Raw genomic sequence first — 19856 nt, 5'->3', positions numbered from 1 at the left:
ATTTATTCCGTTCCTCCTTTGCTTAGTCTCTTGAAAAGCTTGGTTGAGTACCATAATTAATTAAAATCTTATGGTACATAACACATTATTTAACGTGGCAGAGGTTGAGATCAGCTACAGACCTAACTACAAACCTTCGGAAAGACCGCAAATAAGCACTTCTCAACAAGCCTACGAGATACTAATAGCTCATTGGTCATTAGGTCGGATAGATTTCTTAGAAGAGTTTAAAATCATCCTATTAAACAGAAGAAACAAAGTTCTAGGACTGGCTGAGATTTCAATTGGAGGAGTTAGTGGCACATTGGCCGATCCAAAAGTTATCTTTGCCATAGCATTGAAGTCTGGAGCAAGTGGAGTAATACTATGCCACAACCATCCGAGTCAAGAATTGAATCCAAGTCAGGAGGATATGGCTTTAACCCAGAAGTTGAAACAAGGAGGAAAGTTGCTAGATATCGAGATACTCGATCATTTGATAATAAGTAAGGATAGCTTTTATAGTTTAGCTGATAATGGAGTTTTATAAGCTACGTTCAATTAACTAAATTGCAACAATTAACAAATTAGATAACAAGGTTAGATACCGTGCGAAATTCGTGCGAAAAGATGAATGAGAAGAAAAATAAGGGTTTGAGAGGCTTCTGAAGTGATTGGCTTACTTCTGCCAGGCAAGCGCTCTAGCCAGCTGAGCTAATCCCCCTTGGCTAATAGTAGTTCGAAAACTACTACAGTGGGGCAAAAGTAATTAAATTTAGAAACCCTGCAAATTAAATATTTAAATAAAGATCATTTAAGGTGACTTCTCATTTTTTTAGATCTCACTTGGACTTCACGCTACAACCTGTGAAATTCCTGTGAAAAAACATGGCATATAGCCAGTTTAAATGCGGAACGAGTGGCCAGTTTTGGGTTCTTCCCCAATTTTGGTGGTAGCGCAAAGTGTCATTGTACATCCGGCTCTAAAAAATGCTTTTCGGCCGTAGTGAGGATATTTCTGGGAGAGAGGAAAGACCGGGAAATCCATTTGATCACCAAAATTGGGGAAGAACCAGTTCGGCGAAATACCCATGCTGAGCGCGCAGCTTATTAAATACTAATACCAAGACGAAAGTAAAAGCAAATACTAGCTTAAGAATATTTTTATACATGACTATCTTTTTTGGACGTAAAAAAATAAGATTATAAATCGCTGCATCCCTCATTTGAGATGAAATCCAATACCAGTATCTTTACTGGACCGAATATCGACGGACATAAAACATCATCTGGTTTAGACAATTCGACATCATAGTGGTAGGTGATATAGAAAACTTTATCAGGTACTTTTAATGCTTCGGGAACATTAAGCAATGCGGCTTGATAGGAAATAATAATACCATTACCGTCTTTTATTGGGGTCGCATCTGGATTTGGTTTGGTGAAACTAACCAATATAGCTCCTTTTTTGGGGCAGTAAGAACCAACAACTTTTATCTGGTAACACTGTTTAGAATCTTTCTCTTTCTCGCATGATAGTTGAATACAAAAGAGGAATAAGAAAGATAGATAAATAAGTTTCTTTTTCATGCGGAGAGGTTAAGTATTGATTATCTTAAGATACATATATTGCATTAATTAACAAATTACATATTTAAGGTTAGATACAGTGTGAAATTCATGTGAGAAGTAGAATGAGAAGATAAATTAAGCTTTAAAGTGCGTCTGAAGCTGATGTCCGAGTGCCTGCCAAGCAAGCGCTCTAGCCAGCTGAGCTAATCCTCCTTGGCTAACAGTAGCTCGAAAACTACCAGAGTGGGGCACAAGTAATTAATTTCAGAAACCTTGCAAATTAAATAACGAAATAGATGAATTTAAAATCAGATAAGCAGTATATTTAATTCCAAACCAAATATCAATATGAGATATCTTTTCGCTCTGGCTGTTGTTCTATGTTTATTTATTAATGTTCGGGGACAACAGTCTACATCTACCCTCTCTGGAACATGGGAAATCAAAAATTTCACTTATGGCGACAACCCTAATAATAATGAACAGAATGCAAAGTTTAAAAAATATAAATCTTTTACTCCTACTCATTTCACAGTAATAGAAATTGACCCGAATACAAATATCACAACAACAAGTATTTTTGGCACCTATACCATTACAAACGGGATATACACTGAGAAAATATTAAATGTAAATAGGGAATCTTCTGGTATGATCGGCCAGACTTTTTCTTTTACAATTGTATTTGAAGGTGAAGACAAAATGATACAGACCGGATCATTCAACGGAATAAAAGCCTCTGAATTGTGGATAAGAGTGCATAGCGCTGATAACATTAGTATGCAAACCCAACAAAAAAAACCACTGTACATAATTAATACCCCAGACAAAAAGATACCTCTTAAAATCGACAGTAATTCTGTTAGTCCGCTTCAAGCAATTGACCAGGCTCGGATCGCTTCAATTGAAGTCCTTAAAAACGAAAAAGCTACACAGTTATATGGCGAAAAAGCGAAAAACGGGGTAATTATAATTACCCTAAAAGAGCAGGATTTGGATGAAGTTTTGAAAAAATTAAAAGAACAACATCTTATAGAATAAAAGCTTTTATAAATATTAATTTTAAATATTGTTCCTATTTTAGCAACACACACAAATAGAACAATATTTTTATGCGTCTTTCCTTATTTCTACTCACTGTATTAAGCCTATTTTGCACTGCCGGTATTGCCCAGACTATACAACAAAACAGCGGCTGGTTATTCTTAATGAATACCACTAAAATAAATAACAAATGGGGTGCCCATCTTGATGTTCAACTTAGAACTGCCGACAACTGGAACCAGCTAAGAAATTTCATGTTCAGGCCCGGCTTAACCTACTACATTAATAACAAAAATGAAGTAACATTGGGCTACTTATTAAATGAAACCTTTACCCAGTCAAAAGGTACCAGAGATAATAAGTTAACAGAACATAGGATATGGCAGCAATATATTTATAAACATAAAATTAGCACAATTCTTACCAGCCACCGGTTCAGAACAGAACAACGTTTTATAGAAAAAAACGGAACAGATGATCTGTTTTCGCAACGCTTCAGGTATTTTTTACGGTTTATTGTTCCGCTAAAAAAAGGACAGCAGGATTTTGAAAAGGGGCCATTTGTAGCCTTACAAAATGAGGTATTTCTAAACCTTCAAAATAAAGACGAACTAAACGGCCACGTATTTGATCAAAATCGTGCCTACGCAGCAGCGGGATATAGATTAAGTAAAAAAGTGGATATTGAAGCTGGCTATCTGAATCAAACTTCTAAGGGGCTAAACTCGACTACAATGAACAATGTAATTCAACTTGCTCTTTACACAAGGTTTTAGACATTAATTCGTTTATTTAGACATATAAAATTTAAAAAGATAAAGATGAAGAAGACATTTCTGTTTGCCACCTTATTTTGTACCGTTGGGTTCAATGCAATTTCTAAAAATAATAATGCGGCCTTCCCTCCTTTTACTAAAATAGATGCCCCTTCTTTTGATGAAAGAAATGTAAAAAACTTTACCGGTGTTGCTGCAGGTGGGCCAATTAATGTGGTGATTAAAATGGGGAGTACCGAAAGCTTAAAATTTGAGGGGGATGCAGAGGCAATTTCCACACTAATAAGTGAAGTTAAGGGCAACATCCTGGTAATTCGTCCAAAGAACAGCTGGACAAGCTGGGCAAAAAAATACGAAGGTAAAACCATTACTGCATATATAACGGCAAAAGACATCACCAGCTTAACCATGAGTGGCAATGGAAGTATAACTGTATCAGGTGCGCTAACCAGTGGGGAATTTACAACCACACTAAGTGGTTCCGGCAGTATCAAAGCCAATATTGATGTGGATAAGCTAACCGGCGTTATCAGTGGCTCCGGCAACCTAAACATAAGCGGCAAAACAGATGCAGCACAAATTACCATCAGTGGATCAGGAAATTTAAATGGGAAAACTTTAGTAACCAATAGACTATCAACGAGGATTAGTGGATCAGGTACTGTTAGCATTAAAACGGATGGCACCATTAAAGCATTTATTAGTGGTTCTGGTAATGTTTATTACAGTGGAAACCCTACTATAGAAAAAACCGTAATAGGGTCTGGTGGTGTAAGTGAACTGTAATGAAGCAAATCTTATCAATCTTTATTCTGGTTTTTCTCTTTTCCTCATCAAAAGGTCAGGATTTAGCTCATTTTGCTGATAGTATAAGGGTTAAAAATGAAATACCCGAGTTAAGTTATGCTGCCCTTACAGCCGACAGTGTGCTGGTGAAAAATGTATCGGGTTTTAGAAGATCTGATGTTCAAAATGATGAAACAAAAGCCAACATTGATGATTATTTTCATCTGGGTTCAAATACAAAAGCAATAACAGGTTTTATTGCAGGTTACCTAGTAGAAAACAAAAAGATTAGCTGGACAACAAAGTTTTTCACTTTATTCCCGGAATGGAAAAAAGATGCCAATCCTGCATTTTATGAAATCACCCTGCTCGACTTATTATCGCACAGAGCGTTCATTAAACCCTATAACAGCGGGACTGAGTTTCAATCGTTACCCAAATTTACCGGCACCAAAGATGAGCAGCGTAAATTGTTTGTAAAATACCTGATCAGCAATGATGCGCTGAAAAAAAATAATGAAACCTATAATTATTCTAATGCTGGGTATAGTGTTGCCACTGCCATGCTTGAAAAAGCTAGCGGAAAAACATGGGAACGGCTACTAGATGAAGTCCTCTCAAAAAAACTTCACCTAAATTATAAATTGGGATGGCCAAACAGAACTGATGTGAATCAACCTTGGGGACATTGGATTGAGAACAGTAAATTGACTCCCCTATCTCCTTATGCTGATTACAATTTAAATCTTATTGAACCATCTGGTGATATCAGTATGCCTATCAGCGATTACATTAAATTTGTTCAGCTAAACTTGTCGGGGTTAAGGGGCAAGAATAATCTTTTAAAGTCAGAGACTTATAATTACCTGCATTATGGATTAAAGGATTATGCTATAGGATGGCTTAATGTAAATAAACCAGACAAGCACTCATCTGAACATGCGGGTTCTGCTGGTACATTTTACTGTTATACCTTGATTAACAAGGATAAAAATGTAGCCTATATCATTGTGGCCAACTCTGCAACAGAGAATGCTTTAGATGGAATATTTAAACTTCTTGAAAAACTGATAAAAACAGTTGAAACTAAAATGTAGTCTATTAAACCCTATACAACTTAACCATAAACTCTCAATTCGAAATTCTTCGCCGCTGCCATTTTTCTCTTAATTATTAACGCCAACCTTTGGGCTCAAGTTAAACTTACAGGAACAGTAAATGATGCCTCACTACTTTCTTTACCCAGTTCCGGTATAACCTTAATTAATTTAAGCAATAACCAAAAGCAATCTTTAACGACAGTTAGTGTTGTCGCTTTTATTTTCAGCAATCTAAAAGCTGGGGGAGCACTTAATATCTGCTTCCTTTACCGGTTATCATAAAACCGAGCTAAACATTCTGATCAACAGTGATACCACTTTGAAAATCATCTTAAACAAGCTAGTACTGCATTAAATGAGGTGAATGTTATTTCCAATAAATCGACTTTAGAAAACAACACAGAAAAACTAACCTATAATGTTTCAAATAGTATTGCCGCAACAGGATCTGATGGACTTACAGCCGTAAGCCAGATTCCCGGGAGTTATGGTTAATAACAATGAAATATCAAGCGCAGGAAAAGGCTTCCTTAAAGTAATGGCTAACGGTCAATTGATTCGACTAACCGGACTTGATTTAATAGTAATTTCGAATTGTCGCATGTTTACAAAAGCGCCCTCACTTCTTCCATTTTCTTAAACATCGCCAATAATGGGTTTAATTATGTTACAATAGCAAGCCCTGATACAAACCTAGTATATACAACGCCTATAAATTTCTTAAAAACCTACAGGTATGGGATTTCAGAGAGCTTCTCTTCAACTGGGGTTAGTTGGCTAGAAAACAACAATCAGGCAACATTTTACCGCACAAACTCCTATTCTAATAACAATAGCTTTAATGACATTAAAGCATATGGTTTGTATTTGGCCACGAACAATACTGTCTATTTTAATGCAAATAAAACCTTTGCTACCGCAGCAAATTTCTGGTATCAGTTTCCGGAAGTTAATCACATTGAAAAGCGAGACCACTAGTACAAATTGGACTTGGGGTTGACAGCTTTAGCGCTTAAAAAAAGTCTAAACATTACATTAAATGTAAATGATGTTTTTAGAAGTAGTGCCATGGCGGTAACAACTGTTGTAAATGGAATTAAGCAAAAGTTCACCAATTTTCAAGTCAATAGATATGCACAGTTAGGTCTTAGTTATCGTTTAGGAAGTAAGGGAGCAAAAGCCAGGGATCATCAAACAGGATACGAAGATGAAAGAGGCCGAAACTAAGTGGTTATTGTGAATTAAAGTTTGCTATACGCTCTTGAACAATTTGCAACTTTCCTCTTAATTCTTCTGGCTGAAACGGTTTACTTAAGTAATCATCCATTTTGCACTGCTCTATTTTCTCTCTTACCTCATCAGAGGCTGAGGCTGTAAGTGCGATGATATGAACATTTGATTTAGTCGAATCCACAATTTCTCTGATCATTTTAGTTGCAGTATACCCATCCATTACAGGCATGTTTAAATCCATTAAGATTACATCGAAATAGTTTTCATTAACTAATCTAAATGCCTCTTCACCATTTTCGGCGATTACAATCTGAGCATTCCAGGTCGACAACAGTTTTTTCATGAACAAGATATTCATTGCATTATCCTCGGCTAGAAGAATTTTTAGCTGATCAATATTTACCTCTTTTTGTTTTACCTCTTTAATTGAGTTGGCCACTAGTTCAGTCGTCGCATATTTAATGTCAAAGTAAAACCGGGTTCCTTTACCAACCTCACTGTCTATCATTATTTTACTACCCATCTGTTCTAACAAGTGCTTTACAATGGAAAGACCTAATCCTGTACCTCCAAAATTTCTGGTAATACTTTTTGATGCTTGTAAGAAAGGTTCGAAAATTATTTTTTGCTTTTCAGGACTGATCCCCATGCCTGTATCTTTAACTGAAAATCTTATTACAATACCATCCTGGTTCTTCCTTCTTATTATGGCACGTACCTCCACCATCCCCTTTTGGGTAAATTTAATGGCATTACTTACTAAATTAAAGATGATCTGGACAAGCCTTGTTGGGTCTCCAATTACTTGTTGTTTTCCAATTTGGGCATCTATTTGAACATGATAATTTAGTCTCTTTTCTCCCGCCTTTGCTCCGAACCCCGCACAGGCATTTCTGATCAGAGTAGAAATATCAAAAGGAATCGATTCCAATTCTATTTTCCCCGAGTCTATTTTATTAAAATCTAAAATATTGTTTATCAACGACAACAAGCTTTCAGCAGAGAACTTAAGCACATCCAGGCTTTCCTTTTGTTCTTTATTTGGTTTATCATTTAGTAAAACGTTAGACATTCCGATTACAGAATTCAGGGGCGTTCTTAACTCATGTGACATCGTGGAAAGAAAATCTGTTTTAGACTTAACAGTAAGCTGTAATTCTTCATTAAGCATCTTTTTCTCATTAAGTGTACCGTAGAGAACAGTATAAAAGTAATAGTGAGATGCTGCTATGGCAATAAAATTAATTCCTATTATGAGTATTGAAATGGTATGGTTATCATATTGACTATTAAGACCCATAAAATCGCTTCCACGATTAATAAGTGCTAAACACATCGTTACCGTAAATATTGAACAGTAAAGAATACCCCAACGACGACCAAGTCCATAAAAACTAAAGGTCATTGCCATGAAAATGTGCTGCATTATTGGGATGCTTACTTTATGAAAAAATAAATGTCTTATGATATAGCTTGTAATTGCTATTAATGCAATGTGTATTAATATTTTTACAATACCTGGTTTGGAAAGTAATAGTTTAATTACCACAATTGAGACCAGAAATGAAATGGAGTCGTCAATAAGTTTATCGTAGCTGTGACTAATTAAATGATCAGTAATTGATAGTGCAATTTTTGGAAAATTTAATAGTAAAACAATGAAGAATACAGTTATTTTAGCTCTTTCAATAGGATCCGATACGTTCGGTAACGTTCTTTTAAGAGACCAGTTAAATATAGATAAATCGTTCACTATTAGGCGCTAATAAGATTCTAAAGATACCTATTTTAATGGAATAACCATATTCCATGATCTTTCTAGTTGATAAGGTCTGCTACCGGCACCGGTGGCTGCAAATAAGTGGGTGGGCTTTCCATCTTCAAATAGCAGAAATGGTCTTTCAAAATTGCCTTGTTTTGTAATTGTTCCGTCGTCCCATGTAACGTTTCGGGAATAGGCTTTTACTGGATCTGCAAGATCCCATTTTATTCCATCCTTAGATAATGCATGGATACCACCGCCCTCTTCGCCACAAATATGTCCAAAACGATCTTTCATAATAAGTTCATAGTGGTCCTTAGCCCACCATACAAACGGATCCTCAACATCATTGTCCATTTGTCCTGCTGTATGGAATTCAAACAGCGGCTTATTTGACAAACGCTCGTAAGGGCCTCTAAATGTCTTAGCTCCCGCGGCACCAAGCAATAAGGGCGGATCATAATTCTTTTGAGAGGATTTATACATTAAATAAACCCCTCCATCTGGTAGCACTACGGGTGATGGGTTAGAGGTAATAGATGCATCCCAGTGGCCAGGTCTAGGTTCGAGAATTGGTTTTTCACTCCTTGTCCATGGTCCATAAACAGATTTAGACCATGCCATACCTATACGCTTATTCATCCAGGCTCTTTGACCTAATCCGTTACCCCATACATCATCCCCTGGTTTTGGTTTTGGATCAGTATAATGATTGCCGAAATAATAAAGCACAAAGTATTTTCCGTTTTTTACAATACGTGCATTGTGTGTTACGCAACCATCAAAAAACTGCTTACCCCTTGCTGGCAAAACGACTTCAGCAAACTTATAAGGACCCGCGGGTATTTTGGACACAGCTCTTACAATTTCAGAATTGGTAACCCAATTGCCAAAGCCATACTCTTTAGACCATCTGGAGGCAAACATATGATACAGACCATCCTCTCCTTTAACAACTGAGGGATCCCAAACCCAATAATCATCCATAGCAAAGCCACCATTTACAGGCGCTGGGAGCATTCTTTCAGGAAATGAAAGTTCTTTATTATTATGCTGTCCAAGTAAAGTATCGCTGAGAAGGAGACCTGCAGTTAAGCCTGCGGCTCCTTTAAGAAAGGTTCGTCTTGTAAAGTTGTTCATACGGTAAATTGAACTGGTTAGTGCCCTAATTTAGTGGGGTGCGATAAATATACTAACAATTATCCTTAGAGATAATAATTTTCATTATTTTAGACAACGCAAAGTGCTGGAACGATTGAGCTGTTCCAAATTGCACGATGTGTGTTCATTTATGAACAACAATAATCCAATAATAAATTAAACGGCTATCCTCAGTCTTATGCGCATTAATATTTTAACTGGCATATTCTTGGCTCTACCGGCCTGTGGAAAACATGTATCATGACTGCAACAATTAGAAAGTACCATATCTTAAGAAAAGAAGTGATCAAACAACTGTATTACAGCAAGATGCTCACCTTAACTGAATTAAGTTCTCTTAGTCATAAGAGCTTACCATTAATTACCAGCGCGGTGGGTGATTTGGTAAAAGACGGTTATGTTCTAGAACATGGCCTTGCCCCCTCAAGTGGTGGTCGCAGACCCTTAACTTTTTCATTGAATCCGCAAAAACAAATGTATATCATTGCTGTGGCTATGGATCAGTTAGTAACACGCATGGTTATTTATGACTTACTAAACAAACCTCAAAATATAACTTATACACTCCCCCTCAACTTAGGAGATGATACTGATGCATTGGCCAAATTAATACAATTCATCAAATCAAACATAGCACTTTCAGGAATTCCATCAGAGCAATTCCTTGGAGTTGGGATTGGAATGCCTGGTTTTGTAAATGCAGAACAGGGAGTTAACCATACTTTTCTTAAATCCCCAGATGAAAAAAGCTTAACGGATTACCTAAAGAAATCAATTGGTCTACCTGTATTTATTGAAAATGACTCTAGTTTAATTGCCTTCGCTGAATTGAAATTTGGGATTGGGAAAGGCTACGATGACATTATGGTCGTAAATATTGGCTGGGGAATAGGCCTTGGAATGATCATTAACGGAAATCTTTTTAAAGGGCATAATGGTTATGCAGGTGAATTTAGCCACATACCTTTATCTCAAAGCAACAAATTGTGTTCATGCGGTAAGAGAGGCTGTTTAGAGGTAGATACCTCATTAATGGTCCTGGTTGAAAGGGCACGATCTGAAATGGCCAATGGCGTAAGCTCCAGTATGGAGAACTTATTTAAAGATGAATCGAGGTTACAAGGAGATCATTTTCTGGATGCAGCAAGGGCCGGAGATCCTTTAGCACTCTCTATACTTTCTGATGCTGCCTTTTTAATAGGAAAGGGGATTGCTACACTAATTCATATTATGAATCCAGAACTTATAGTTTTAAGTGGGCGAGGTGCGGCAGCTGGTAAATTCTTAATGGCTCCAATACAACAAGCTATAAATGAATTCTGCATCCCCAGATTAGCTGACCATAGTGAAATAAAAGTTTCGGATCTTGCCTCAGCATCTGAACTTTTAGGTGCTGCAACCCTCGTAGTAGAAAATTGCGATTTTGCCTAATCAAAATTACTGCGTGATAATTGAAAAGGGAGCTGTTCCTTGTTTAACAACTCCCTTTTACTAGTCAATTATTTATAACCTATACCAAAAGGTGTGGTTTTTCTTTGTAAATTTTCCAAAGCAACTCGCCAAAAATTGTGTTTGACCATGCGAACCAGGATCTGGTAAAATCTTTAGCATCGTTTTTATTAAAAGATTCGTGCATAAATCCTGTACCACCATGACAGCTTTGCAATGTTTGCAAACATTGTTTAATTTCTGCGTCATTGTTGCTCGTTAATCCTCGCATTACAACACTAATTGGCCAGATCTTATCTAATCCTGTATGTGGGCTGCCAATTCCCTTTCCAGCCTTACCTTCAAAATAGAAAGGGTTTTCTAATGAAAGAATTAATTTGCGCGTATTAATGTATACCGGATCATCAGGTTTTACTGCACCCAAATAAGGAAGTGCCAGTAAACTTGGTACATTAGCATCGTCCATAATATTGAAACTGCCATAACCATTTACCTCAAATGCATATACTTTACCAAATTGAGGATGTGTTACAATGGCATATTTCTGCAATGCGTTTTCAACTTCAGTTGCCAAAGCAATACATTCATCTGCCAGGGCAGTATCTTTATTTACTGCCTTCAATATTTCCGCTGCTTGTTTTAAACTGATAACCGCAAAGAAATTAGAAGGAACGAGGAAATTATATATAGTGGCATCGTCACTAGGACGGAAAGAAGAACAGATTAGACCAACCGGTTTTACTGGATATCCGTAACCGCTTAATGGCACGCCATCAGTAGCCCAGGATGTTTTGCGCTGGAAATGATATGGCCCCAGACCGTCCTTTCTTTGTTGCTCTTTAAAAGTCTTCACAATTAAAGCAATTGCATCTCTCCAGGTAGTATCAAACGGCGCTGTATCCTTAGTTAACTTCCAGTATTGATAACTTAAACGGATCGGGTAACATAATGAATCAATTTCCCACTTGCGCTCATGAATACCGGGTTTCATGTCGGTGATATCGGTTTTCCACTCCCCTTCTTTCGTCTCATCGCCATAAAATGCATTTGCATAAGGATCTTTATGAATGCATTTTACCTGATGGTTAATTACACCTGCAATCATATCATGCAGCTTTTTATCATCCTTTACAAGCGACAAATAAGGTGTTACCTGTGCTGTACTATCGCGCAGCCACATGGCATCAATATCACCGGTGATTACATAAGTATCAGGCTTGCCATTTTGTTCCGTATAAGTTACAGTAGTATCTAAAGTATTAGGAAAACAGTTTTCAAACAACCACCCTAATTCCTTGTTTTTGACATTCTTTTTGAATTCAGCTATTGCACTTTCTACAGCTTTACTTTGAAAGTGTCTTTTTGATTCAGCTACCCTGACAACAGGAAAATCAGGTGCCGCAGCAAATGATACTTTATCCACCATAAGTCCGGCTGCCAATAACCCCGTGTTTTGTAAAAAGATTCTTCGTTTCATTGTTTTATTTTGATAAAGAAAAAGGCTTATCATCACCAGAAAGGCCTCTTTGCAGATTTGGTTTATTACTCATTTCAAATTTCAATATACCCCCATTGGTAATGTCACTATGTGTGATATAGTTTTTGGTATATGTTTTCCCGTTCAGCGTTGCTGCACTAATGTAAAAGTTTTCTTTGTTATTGTTGTTCCCCTCAATGATAAATTTCTTACCATTTTCCAGACTAATTGTAATTTTTTTGAACATTGGACTGCCAATAACATATTGATCTGTACCCGGACAAACGCTATAAAACCCCATTGCACTTAATACATACCATGAAGAAGTTTGTCCCTGATCTTCATCTCCAGGATATCCATTTTCTGTAGAATTGTAAAGTTTATACATTACGTCGCGTGCATGGAATTGCGCTTTCCATGGTTCACCGGCATAATTATATAGATAAATCATATGCTGTATAGGCTGATTACCATGTGCATACTGACCAAGATTGGCCATCACCATCTCTGTCATTTCGTGGATTAAGCCCCCATAAGTACCGACTTTAACTTTGTTGGGTTCAGTAAATACAGAATCCAGTTTAGCAGTGAAATTCTGTTCGCCTTTCATCAGATTGATTAAGCCCTGAACGTCTTGAAATACTGACCACTGATAGTGCCATGCATTACCCTCTGTAAAGGGGCCGCCCCATTCAATCGGGTCAAAATTAGGTACCCATTTACCATCCTTCTGTTTACCACGCATAAAGCGGGTACCGGGATCATAAACGTTTTTATAGTTATACATTTGTCTGCTAAACACATCAGCATAGAAATCGTTGTTGGTCATTTTTGCCAGATTATAGCCACAAAAATCATCGTAAGCATATTCCAGCGTTTTTGCTGTGGCTTCTCTGTATTCCGGATATGGAACATAGCCCAGTTCGTAATATTCTTTCCAACCATGACGACCGTTGGCAGGTCCCCATGGACCTTTATTGGTTGCCTCATGAAGGTATGCTTTTAGCGCTTGTTCCGGATTAAATGTTCTGATCCCTTTTGCCCAGGCATCAGCTAATAAAGAAATGGCATGATTACCAATCATACTTCCTCCCTCTCCAGGGAATGACCAGGATGGAAGCCATCCGCATTGCTGCTGCGCATCCAACATTGCCTGCATATAACGACCATGCATTGTAGGCTGCATAATGGTATTTAATGGAAACTGAGCACGGAAGGTATCCCAGAAACCAGTGTCAGTGAACATGTATCCCTGGTGCACTTTGCCATCATACGGACTAAAATAATAGGGTTTACCATCTTTATCGTATTCAAAGAATTGTCTTGAAAACAAGCTTGCTCTGAAATAGCAGGAATAGAATGTTGCTTTATCCTCTTCCGATCCACCGTCTACAAGGATCTTACCCAAATGGTCATTCCATATTTTTGCGCCCGCAGCTTTTGTTTGATCCAGGGTTTTAAACTTCCCTAACTCTCTTTTTAAAGTTAAGCTTGCCTGGTCTTCACTGATGTAGGACGACGCCGTTTTCGCTTGCACTATTTCGCCCTGTTTAAATTCGATATAAGCACCCCTCCCTTTACCCTGTGCTGTTAATGTACCTTCCGATATTGCGTTATTCGTATTATCCCAGGTACCATACTTTACAAATGGTTTATCAAAAATGATTTCGAAATAGCTATTCAGGCTGTCTCTTATACGGCCGTTATGAACATACCCCGTGATCTTTTTTTCTTTAGGATAGATCTTTACCTCACTTAAACCGGTGTATCCATCCAAAACGAGGTAGCTTTTACCATTCTTAGGAAAGGTAAAACGCAGGTGCGCTCCCCTTTCTGTTGGGGCTATTTCAGTTACAATATTATTATCGAGTTTTACCCTGTAATAATTAGGTTTAGCAATTTCATTCTTGTGGTCAAAACTCGTCTGGCGATCATTTTCATTTACGATGAGCTTTCCTGTAACCGGCATTAAAGAAAATACGCAATAATCATTTGTCCATGAACTGCATTGATGGGCTTGCTGAAAACCGCGAATGCTTTTCTTAAAATATTGGTATTTCCAGCCATCTCCATTGTTACCCGTTTGTGGGGTCCAGGTATGCATGCCAAAAGGCATCGCGGTTGTGGGGTATGTATTACCCCTTGTAAGTTCATGTTTAGAATTGGTGCCCTGTAGGGTATTTACGTATTGCACCAGATCTGGCTGTTGCGCAAATGCAACATTGAGAAGCAATACAAATGCGATTAGAATAGTTTTTAGTTTCATGTTTGTGTGGTTCTCCCTTATTACCTATCTAAGGGGTTTTATATTTGGCTTAAAACGATTTAGTATCCCAATAATATGAAAATAAAATAACTTTTAAAAACAGAACGGGTGATTGTTGTTAACAATCACCCGTTCTTGGTACTTAGGAAAATCCTAAGGAATTATTATTTAATTATAACCTGGGTTCTGAGTAAGCTTAGCATTTAAATTACGTTGCTGCTGTGGAATTGGATATAATGCCTTGTTTGCACTGGTAGGTGTATGATCCCACCATGAACCTGTAGCAAATTTACCAAAGCGGATTAAGTCATCTCTTCTGAAACCTTCAAAAATGAACTCACGGCCGCGTTCAGCTAACAACTCATCCATTGTAAGGGTTGAAGTTGTGTATGCGTTAGCAGCCCAGTCAGCTTCAGTGAATGCACGTTTTTTACAATCGTTAACTAATTGTAAGGCTTCTGCAGTTGCAACGCCCCCGTTTTTACGCATAATTGCTTCTGCTTTTGCAAAGTAAATCCAGGTCAAACGATAGATGTTCCAGTCCGTATTGTTGTAATTAGGATCAATTTCAGGTTTTCCACCCGGGCCAGGAAATTGATTACCTAATTTATATTTATTAAAACGAACACCACTGTTCTCTTCGCCTTCACTCATATTAGAAACAGTAGAACCAGTTTTGATTTTACGGATTTCATCAACAAATTCCAATTGCTGATCTTTATATTCTTCTGAAGCCAAGACTGGTGTTTTTCCGTCCGAAAACTTAACCATTTTACCAATTAACAACCAGTCAGATTTACGCTTGTCAGCATCTTTATATGTAGTGTATACGCCAGGAATTACGACAATACCATCGTTGCCATTACGACCACCGCCATAGATTTCCTGCTGTTTAAAGTGATAAAACTCCGAAGGAAAGCCTGTGGCAAAATTGGCAATTTTATAGTCGAAGGCAATTGAGAAGATCACCTCTTTAGACAGATCATTGGTGCTGTTAAACTGGTCTGAAATATTTGGGTCTAAAACCATCGCACCATTTTGACCGCCGGCCTCGCCAGAGATTATTTTATCGGTTGCTGCGATACAATCATCCCATCTAGGAGTGCCTATCCATGCCTCTGCATTCAAATAAAGCTCCGCCAACATTGCATAACCAGCTGCCTGATTCATGCGACCAAGCGTGGCTCTCGATGCCTTAGGCGCTTTTTCAATATTAGCTTTAATCTCACTCTCAATAAATGCAAATACTTCAGCTCTATTAGTAGTACTCGGAAGTTCGCCTGAGGCACCTTCTGGAATCACTGTCGAAATTGGAATGTTGCCAAATAAATCCATTAGTTTTAAATAATGAAAAGCACGAAGCAACTTCAATTCGGCGATATAAGCATCTTTTTCTGCTTGTGTGATACCCATTTTTGCGATATCACGGGTCTCGATATTTGCGATTGCGCTGTTACAAAGACCCATTCCCCAGTACATCAATACCCATGCATTGTCGATTCCGCCTTCATCAACTGTCCAGGTATGGTAATGTAATCTTTTCCATTTACCACCATCTTCACCATGACGACCTTTAGTCGGCCACGCCAATTGATCCCCGGATAGTTCTGCAAGTCTCCACCAACCATCTTGTCCGGAAGGTGTAGCCCATGCATTGGCATGGGTATATGGTCTTAAAACAGCGGATATGACTTCAGTTTTATTGTTATAAAAATCATCTGCAGCAATTACGTTATACGCATTTTCATCCAGTTTGGTACAAGCGTTTGTTAAGCACAATACGCCAACCAATGCAGTATATATAAGTGATTTACTTTTCATTTTTTTATTAATTAAAATCCAACATTTAGACCTACTAAGAAAGAACGTGTACTTGGGTAAGGCCCCCTGGTGTCGATTCCTAAAAATCTTCCGTTGTCCTCATTCCCAATTCCTGTATCCAATACATAGTCGGGATCATTACCAGAATAACCAGTGATCGTAGCCAAGTTCTGACCTGTAAGGTATACCCTTAGGTTTCTCAGGCCTTTAGCTTTCAATTTGAAGTTGTACCCTAAAGTGATCTCATCAATTTTCACAAAACTTCCGTCCTCTATATAGTAATCAGAATACATGTAAGTATCGTTGATCTGGCTGTATTTGGTAAACGCATCTTTTAAGATGTTTCCGCTCCAGGCCGATTTATTACCATAGCTTAAAGCTGTTGTATTTAGAATATCAAAGTCAAATTTCCCTCTAAGGAAGATACTTAAATCAAAGTTTTTGTATTTGAAATTGTTGGCCCATGACGCATAGTACTTAGGTACCGCATTTCCAATTGGTGCAAGATCTGTTGCATTTAAATCATTTCTTGAATTGTTGATTTGATCATTTCTGACCTTTTCTCCATTTCTATTGTAGAATAACCACTTACCATCATCTGTAAAACCGGCGAACCTTTTTCCAAAGAATACACCGATTTCTTTACCTTCAAAAGTGGTAAAAGCTTGCCCTAGATCACCTGCCCCTTGTATATCTCCTTTTTGGATAAATTTAACAACATATTGAGAGTTGGAGTAACTATCCATAACGTTGTTGGTTGTACTTGCTGTTATATTGGTATTCCAGGAAAAATCTTCGGTAGTAATGGCCTTATAGCCTAATGCTAACTCAATCCCTTTCGATGAAAATGTACCTACGTTAGTCCAAATTTCCTTCACTACGTACGGAGGCTGAGGTGATCTGTAAACGTCAAGGAGATCTTTTGTTTTACGGTTAAATACATCCAATGATCCGGTCAATTTATTGTCGAACATGGTGAAGTCAACACCAATATTTATCTCTCTTTTTGATTCCCATTTCAAATCAGGATTATAGTTGGTGGTTGGGCCATATGTTTCATAATAGCTACCATCCGGATACAGGTATTTACCACCTCCTCCGAGCATAACTCTTGAAACATTATTTGCTGTAGGCGCATTCCCTGTCATACCATAACCAGCTCTCAATTTCAGATAATTGATAAATTTAACATCCTTCATGAAATTTTCCTGAGACATATTCCATCCAAGAGATACTGCGGGAAAATTACCCCATCTGTTGTTTTTACCAAATTTCGAAGAACCCTCATGACGTAAAATAAATTGCGCCATATACTTGTCATTGAACACATAGTTCACCCTTCCAAAAAAGGCGATCAATGTGTTATCAGATTTTGAGCTGGACATACCTGCTTTTCCAACACCCAGGGCTGCACCAGCGCCTATATTATCTTCATGAAATACATCATTGATAAAACCCCTGTTTTCCAGGCTAGATGCCTCCTGAATCTCGTATCTGTAGCTGTAACCACCGATTGCAGTTATTTTATGTTTATCAGCGAAAGTATTTTCATACTGAATTGTTGGCTCCAAAGCATATTTCTGCTCTAAAAAGTCACCTTTATAAGCGTATCCGCCGCTCGGAAAATCTGTGTTTTCCATTGAATCTTCACTGGCTTTCAAACGGTATTGTCCATCAGTATAACTGTTGCGCTGTACCGATCCGAAAATTGATGCTTTCAGACCTTTAACAATTTCCAGGTCTGCCTTTGCATCTGCAGAACTCGTTTGCTGTTTCCTGTACGAGGTTTGCTGGGCTAAACGCGCATACTCATTGGTACTGGTCAGGTCAAAACGGTAACTGCCATCGTCATTAAAATTAGATAATGTCGGGTTTTTTGTAGATTCGCTTTCCCAACCACCACCGCCTAACAAGTTTGCTTTGTTGATGTTGGTAGCTAAATTAAGCTGCACATTTAGCTTATCATCTAATCCCTTTTGATTTACATTTAAACGCAGTCCATATTCCTCGCGACCGTTTTCACGGGCGATACCATCAAGATTTCTGTAATTTACGCTGGCACGATAGCTGGTTTTATCGGAACCTCCAGTTAATGCCAGGTTATGATTCTGAGAAAAATTGTTGTGATTGATCAAGTCATCAAAAAAATCAGTACTATGACCGAAATCTTGTTGTTTAAGTTCGCCAGAAGCAATTTTCTGTCTGTACTCATCTGCTGTTAAGAAATCTGGTCTGTTTTGGATATACTCTTTTCTAAAGTATGAAGAGTAATCAAATGTAGCAGGCCCTGATTTACCTTTTTTGGTGGTAATTAGAATTACCCCAGCATTGGCACTGGTACCATATATTGCAGCACCAGATCCGTCTTTCAAGATATCTACCGAAGCGATATCGTCTTGTTGCAAGAGATCAGGGTTACCACCTGGTATACCATCAATGACATACAAAGGAGTTCCGCTACCTGTTGAGGTTACCGCTCCCCTTAGCTGAACACTTACACCAGAATTCGGATTAGATCCACCCGGTCTGGAAATTTGAAGACCCGCTACTTTACCTTGGATAAGGTCAAGTGGGTTTCTTGAGCCACTTTGTCTGAAATCTTCTCTGCCTACGTGAGCCACTGATGAAGTAACCTCTTTTTGCTTTAATGTTCCGTAACCTACTCCTACTACAACAACATCATCAAGGTTCACACCTTCATCAAGAGCCATTTTAATAGTTAATGGTGAAGTACCATTTCCAGCAGCTTTACTTTGTGTTGCATAGCCTAAATAAGAGAAGGTAATTAGTTCTGTCTCACTTTCGGCTTCTATGCTAAATTTACCACTAGCATCAGTTACTGTAGCTTTATTTGATGCTGTCTTAACTCCAACACCTGGTATAGGCTGAGATTTTTCGTCAAGGACTACCCCTGATACGATTACTTTACGTGCAATAGCCTGCCTATCTGGCTCAGATAAGGCCCGACTTAAATTATTCGTTTCCAGATAACCCTCTGTAGCAGAGTAGCTTCGAAAACTCATGGAACAGAGTAGACATACCCCCGTACCAATTAGTAGTTTAATGTTCATGGGTTTTTAGTTTAAATTATAGTTAGTGTTAATAAATATTTCAAGTTCATACTGTTGCAAAAGCGCCTAAAACGTTTTACTAGCGACTCCCATTTATCAAAACCGTAAGGCATAAAAAGTCTGCGGTTCTACTTTGGAAGTAGCCTAAAAAGAGAGAAAATTAGATTAGTTGAGAGAGGGTTTAAGATTATACCCTTACGCGGTTATTGATAAAAAGAAAATATTTTTTTAACGGAACAACCTGAATGTTTTGTGAGAGTGCAGCAGCTAAGAATAATCGTTGGTTTTTCATGAATATTTGGTGTACGTAGATTTCAGTAAAACGTTTTATCAACGCCAATATTAAAGAAAATTGTTCA

General features: G+C 37.9%; 14 protein-coding genes and 1 pseudogene. 8 read left to right on the top strand and 7 right to left on the bottom strand.

What is annotated here, in order from left to right:
* Nucleotides 1–70: 70 nt before the first annotated feature.
* Nucleotides 71–529 carry a JAB domain-containing protein gene (locus tag AC6CH7_RS00280; RefSeq protein WP_498260760.1) on the top strand — a complete coding sequence of 153 codons (459 nt, stop codon included), beginning with the start codon at nucleotides 71–73 and terminating at the stop codon, nucleotides 527–529.
* 653 nt (nucleotides 530–1182) lie between these two features.
* Here AC6CH7_RS00280 and AC6CH7_RS00275 read toward each other — a convergent pair.
* On the bottom strand, nucleotides 1183–1569 hold the full coding sequence (locus AC6CH7_RS00275; protein WP_498260759.1) for a hypothetical protein: 387 nt from the start codon (nucleotides 1567–1569) through the stop codon (nucleotides 1183–1185).
* A 330-nt stretch (nucleotides 1570–1899) separates the two neighbouring features.
* Between AC6CH7_RS00275 and AC6CH7_RS00270 the strand changes: the two genes are divergently transcribed.
* The 6 genes and pseudogenes from AC6CH7_RS00270 to AC6CH7_RS00245 all read left to right on the top strand — a co-directional run.
* Nucleotides 1900–2592 (top strand): hypothetical protein, encoded by a 693-nt coding sequence (locus AC6CH7_RS00270; protein ID WP_498260758.1) that lies wholly within the window; start codon nucleotides 1900–1902, stop codon nucleotides 2590–2592.
* Nucleotides 2593–2663: 71 nt separating this feature from the next.
* The gene (locus tag AC6CH7_RS00265) at nucleotides 2664–3371 is read left to right on the top strand and encodes a DUF2490 domain-containing protein (RefSeq protein ID WP_498260757.1); all 708 of its coding nucleotides are present in this window, start codon (nucleotides 2664–2666) and stop codon (nucleotides 3369–3371) included.
* Nucleotides 3372–3416: 45 nt separating this feature from the next.
* Nucleotides 3417–4157 carry a head GIN domain-containing protein gene (locus tag AC6CH7_RS00260; protein ID WP_498260756.1) on the top strand — a complete coding sequence of 247 codons (741 nt, stop codon included), beginning with the start codon at nucleotides 3417–3419 and terminating at the stop codon, nucleotides 4155–4157.
* On the top strand, nucleotides 4157–5254 hold the full coding sequence (locus tag AC6CH7_RS00255; protein WP_498260755.1) for a serine hydrolase domain-containing protein: 1098 nt from the start codon (nucleotides 4157–4159) through the stop codon (nucleotides 5252–5254). The genes AC6CH7_RS00260 and AC6CH7_RS00255 overlap by 1 nt, the downstream gene beginning before the upstream one ends.
* A 363-nt stretch (nucleotides 5255–5617) precedes the next feature.
* A complete protein-coding gene (locus tag AC6CH7_RS00250; RefSeq protein ID WP_498260754.1) occupies nucleotides 5618–5752 on the top strand; it encodes a hypothetical protein in 135 nt (44 codons plus the stop codon).
* A 93-nt stretch (nucleotides 5753–5845) separates the two neighbouring features.
* Nucleotides 5846–6484: pseudogene (locus AC6CH7_RS00245) on the top strand (outer membrane beta-barrel protein); the annotation flags it as partial.
* Between the two features lie 4 nt (nucleotides 6485–6488).
* Here the strand turns inward: AC6CH7_RS00245 and AC6CH7_RS00240 are convergent.
* Nucleotides 6489–8243 carry an ATP-binding protein gene (locus AC6CH7_RS00240; RefSeq protein ID WP_498260753.1) on the bottom strand — a complete coding sequence of 585 codons (1755 nt, stop codon included), beginning with the start codon at nucleotides 8241–8243 and terminating at the stop codon, nucleotides 6489–6491.
* Between the two features lie 30 nt (nucleotides 8244–8273).
* Nucleotides 8274–9392 carry a twin-arginine translocation signal domain-containing protein gene (locus AC6CH7_RS00235; RefSeq protein ID WP_498260752.1) on the bottom strand — a complete coding sequence of 373 codons (1119 nt, stop codon included), beginning with the start codon at nucleotides 9390–9392 and terminating at the stop codon, nucleotides 8274–8276.
* Nucleotides 9393–9653: 261 nt separating this feature from the next.
* On the opposite strand from AC6CH7_RS00235, the gene AC6CH7_RS00230 reads away from it, so the two are divergent.
* A complete protein-coding gene (locus tag AC6CH7_RS00230) occupies nucleotides 9654–10844 on the top strand; it encodes an ROK family protein (protein WP_498260751.1) in 1191 nt (396 codons plus the stop codon).
* A 79-nt stretch (nucleotides 10845–10923) separates the two neighbouring features.
* On the opposite strand, the gene AC6CH7_RS00225 is transcribed toward AC6CH7_RS00230, so the two are convergent.
* From AC6CH7_RS00225 to AC6CH7_RS00210, 4 genes are all read right to left on the bottom strand, one after another.
* On the bottom strand, nucleotides 10924–12339 hold the full coding sequence (locus AC6CH7_RS00225) for a glycoside hydrolase family 125 protein (protein ID WP_498260750.1): 1416 nt from the start codon (nucleotides 12337–12339) through the stop codon (nucleotides 10924–10926).
* A gap of 4 nt (nucleotides 12340–12343) precedes the next feature.
* Nucleotides 12344–14605, bottom strand: a complete 2262-nt coding sequence (locus tag AC6CH7_RS00220; protein WP_498260749.1) for a GH92 family glycosyl hydrolase — start codon at nucleotides 14603–14605, stop codon at nucleotides 12344–12346.
* Nucleotides 14606–14773: 168 nt separating this feature from the next.
* Nucleotides 14774–16426 (bottom strand): RagB/SusD family nutrient uptake outer membrane protein, encoded by a 1653-nt coding sequence (locus AC6CH7_RS00215; RefSeq protein ID WP_498260748.1) that lies wholly within the window; start codon nucleotides 16424–16426, stop codon nucleotides 14774–14776.
* An 11-nt stretch (nucleotides 16427–16437) separates the two neighbouring features.
* Nucleotides 16438–19497 (bottom strand): SusC/RagA family TonB-linked outer membrane protein, encoded by a 3060-nt coding sequence (locus AC6CH7_RS00210; protein ID WP_498260747.1) that lies wholly within the window; start codon nucleotides 19495–19497, stop codon nucleotides 16438–16440.
* Nucleotides 19498–19856: the final 359 nt, after the last annotated feature.

This window comes from Pedobacter sp. GQ55, assembly GCF_059758925.1.
Note: the sequence above shows the minus strand (reverse complement) of the source record. Positions and strands in the feature narration are given on the sequence as shown.